Genomic DNA, 3,255 nt, shown 5'->3' with positions numbered 1-3,255 from the left:
CTCCGGCCGGTCGCCCGCCCGGGCCGGGACGGCGTCTCGCGGAGCGGGTCGCGGCGGGCGGGCTCGTCCGCCGTCCGCATTACTCTGCGAGCATGACCTCGCACTCCGACTCCGCGTCCAGCTCCACGGTCACCCCGGAGGGCGCCGCCGTCCCGGCCGCCACGCCCGCCGCGACCCCGCACGAGCCGACCTCGCCGGTGGTGCTGGCCGCCCGCCGCGCCCGGCTCGCCGCCGACGAGATCGCGCCACTTCCGCGCGCGGCCAAGGACACCGCCCTGCTGGCCGTCGCGGACGCCCTGGAGGCGCGGACCGCCGAGATCACCGAGGCCAACGCCGAGGACACCGCCCGGGCCCGGGCCGCGGGCACCAGCGAGACCGTCATCGACCGGCTCACCCTCACCCCGGAGCGGATCCGCGCCATCGCCGCCGACGTCCGCCACGTCGCCGCGCTGCCCGACCCGGTCGGCGAGGTCGTCCGCGGCTCCACCCTGCCCAACGGCATCGACCTGCGCCAGATCCGCGTCCCGCTCGGCGTCGTCGGCATCGTCTACGAGGCCCGGCCCAACGTGACCGTGGACGCCGCCGCGCTCTGCCTCAAGTCCGGCAACGCCGTCCTGCTGCGCGGCTCCTCCTCCGCGTACGCCTCCAACACCGCGCTCGTCGCCGTGCTGCGCGACGCCGTCGCGGGCGCCGGGCTGCCCGCCGACAGCGTCCAGCTCGTGCCCGGCGAGTCCCGCGACTCGGTACGCGAGCTGATGCGCGCCCGCGGCCTGGTCGACGTCCTCATCCCGCGCGGCGGCGCCTCGCTGATCCGCACGGTCGTCGAGGAGTCCACCGTGCCCGTCATCGAGACCGGCACCGGCAACTGCCACGTCTACGTGGACGCCGACACCGACCTCGACATGGCCGTGGACATCCTGGTCAACTCCAAGGCCCAGCGGCCCAGCGTCTGCAACGCCGCCGAGACCCTGCTCGTCCACCGGGACGCCGCCGACGCCTTCGTCCCCCGCGCCCTGGACGCGCTCGCCGAGGCCGGCGTCACCGTGCACGGCGACGAGCGGATGCGCGGCTACGCGGACGGCTCCAAGGCCACCGTCCTGGCCGCCACCGACGAGGACTGGGCCACCGAGTACCTCTCCTACGACATCGCCGCCGCCGTCGTGGACTCCCTGGACGACGCCGTCGCCCACATCCGGCGCTGGTCCTCCGGCCACACCGAGGCCATCGTGACCACCTCGCAGGCCGCCGCCCGCCGGTTCACCCAGTTGGTCGACTCCACCACGGTCGCCGTGAACGCCTCCACCCGCTTCACCGACGGCGGCCAGTTCGGCTTCGGCGCGGAGATCGGCATCTCCACCCAGAAACTGCACGCCCGCGGCCCGATGGGCCTGCCCGAGCTGACCTCCACCAAGTACATCGTCACCGGCGACGGGCACACCCGGTAGCCGCCCGGCAGCCACCCGGGCCGGGGCCGGATCCGGTCCCCGCCCGCGCCCGGGTTCGCCGTCCGGCTGCCGGGAAGCACCTTCCAGGTCTACTCTGAACGAGTGCCGGACGACGTGGGGGGCAGGCCGTTCCCGGACGGCTGGGAGCCCGACGACGACCGCGGAGGCGCGGACCAGGACTTCGCCTCCGTGGTGTTCGACGAGGACTTCGTACGGGCCGCCGCCTTCCACGAGCCCAGCGCCGTGGAACGCCTGGTGGCCGCCGCCCAGGCCCGCGCCGAGGCCGAAGCGGCCCGCGGCCTGGGCGACCGCGGTCCCGACGCCATCGGATACGGCGGGTACGACGGCTCCGGCGACGACTACGGAAGCTACGGCGACGCGTACGCCGACGAGTACGGCGACGGCCCCTACGGCGCCCACGGCGGCGCACTGCGCCCCTACCGCCCCAGCTCCCGCTGGCACCGGCCGGTCGCCTGGCTCCTGGCCGTGGTGATGGGCATCGGCATGGTCGCGCTCGCCTTCAGCGCCGTGTACCGGGGCTCGTCCGCCGGCCGCGGCGAGCAGGTCCCCGCCCCCTCCCGCACCGGGGTGGACGGCCGGGCCCCCGGGGCTCCCGCGGTGCTCGGACCGCCTGCCGATCAGGCCGTGCCCGCCGCCCCAGGCACACCCTGACGCCCGCCGCAACTCGCCCCCGGCCGGGGCGTTTGCCGTCGTGCGCCCGGACCTACCCTGAAGGTATGGCCGGTCGTGGCGACCCGCCCGAGGGGACTCCCGAAGGAGCCCCCGGAGGCGGCGAGGAGGAATACCGTTCCGTCGTCTTCGACGAGACGTTCATCCGCGCTGCCCGGCTCCAGGAGTCCTCCGCCCGCGAGCGGCTGACCGAACACGCGGCGGCCGTCCGCAGCCGCCCCCTGCCGCCGGCGCGCGGCTCGGGCGCCCGCAACGCCCTGCTGCTGGTCCTGGTCGTCGCCATGGCCTTCGCGTCCGTCATCTACCTGGGCGTGCGCACCACCGCCCCGGCCCCGGGAGAACGCAGCGCCGACCCGCTCAGCTCCACCGTGGTCGCGCTGGCCCCGCGGGGCGCGGTGCCCGGCGGCCGGCCCGCCGACCTGTTCGCCCGCAGCCCCGCCGCGCAGTTCCCCACCGGAGCGGCCGGCATCGCCCTGCCGCGCCCCGGACGCACCGCCCACTTCTCCGAGAACCAGGTCGTCGCCGCGCTCGCCATCGCCAAGGACTACCTGGTGCGCTCCTCCCTCGATCCCGACGTCCTGGGCGGCCGGTCGGTACGCCCGGTGCGGCTGATGATCGACCCCCAGCAGCAGGACCAGTTCGACCACAGCGTGGACAACCCCGCCGACGACGGGCGGCACGCCGCCACCGGCTGGCTGGTCCGGTTCGACCCCGACGAGACGGCGCTGGCCGACCCGGCGGTGCGGGTGCGCGGCACCCTGGACGCCGCCGAGGCCGCCCCGGGCGTGCTGGAGGTGGTCTCGGACCACACCTTCGTCTACGCCGTCCGGCCCGCCGGGGCGGCCGCGGCGCGGGCCGACGCCTCGCTCTTCACCGTCCGCCGCGAGCTGACGTTCCGGTTCGACCGCGACGACCTGCTGATGCACCGCGCCGAGCTGCTGGCCGGCCGGGTGCTGGCCGGCCCGCAGTCCTGCGCCGCCGACGCGTCGACGGCCCTGCACCCCGTCACGGCCGGCGGACGCGCACCCTCCGCGCCGCCGGTGCCGACCGACCCCTACGCTCCCGGGGCCGCCGTCACCGCCCTGTGCGGCGCCCTCGCCCCCGCCGCCCAGCCCTCCGC

At 76.5% G+C, this 3,255-nt stretch carries 3 protein-coding genes; all 3 read left to right on the top strand.

Going from position 1 to position 3,255, the window contains the following annotated elements:
* Positions 1-92: 92 nt before the first annotated feature.
* Positions 93-1,445 carry a glutamate-5-semialdehyde dehydrogenase gene (locus C6N75_RS27570; protein ID WP_105871586.1) on the top strand — a complete coding sequence of 451 codons (1,353 nt, stop codon included), beginning with the start codon at positions 93-95 and terminating at the stop codon, positions 1,443-1,445.
* 102 nt (positions 1,446-1,547) lie between these two features.
* The gene (locus tag C6N75_RS27565; RefSeq protein ID WP_105871585.1) at positions 1,548-2,117 is read left to right on the top strand and encodes an SCO2584 family spore wall biosynthesis protein; all 570 of its coding nucleotides are present in this window, start codon (positions 1,548-1,550) and stop codon (positions 2,115-2,117) included.
* 65 nt (positions 2,118-2,182) lie between these two features.
* Positions 2,183-3,255, top strand: a 1,073-nt coding sequence (locus C6N75_RS27560; protein ID WP_105871584.1) for an SCO2583 family membrane protein, incomplete at its 3' end; no start/stop codon positions are given.

The sequence above is a fragment of the Streptomyces solincola genome (assembly GCF_002982015.1).
Taxonomy (GTDB): domain Bacteria; phylum Actinomycetota; class Actinomycetes; order Streptomycetales; family Streptomycetaceae; genus Streptomyces; species Streptomyces solincola.
Note: the sequence above shows the minus strand (reverse complement) of the source record. Positions and strands in the feature narration are given on the sequence as shown.

Excerpts from the sequence above, each read along its gene's own strand:
- C6N75_RS27570 (WP_105871586.1), top strand. The coding sequence starts at position 93 with ATGACCTCGCACTCCGACTCCGCGTCCAGCTCCACGGTCACCCCGGAG.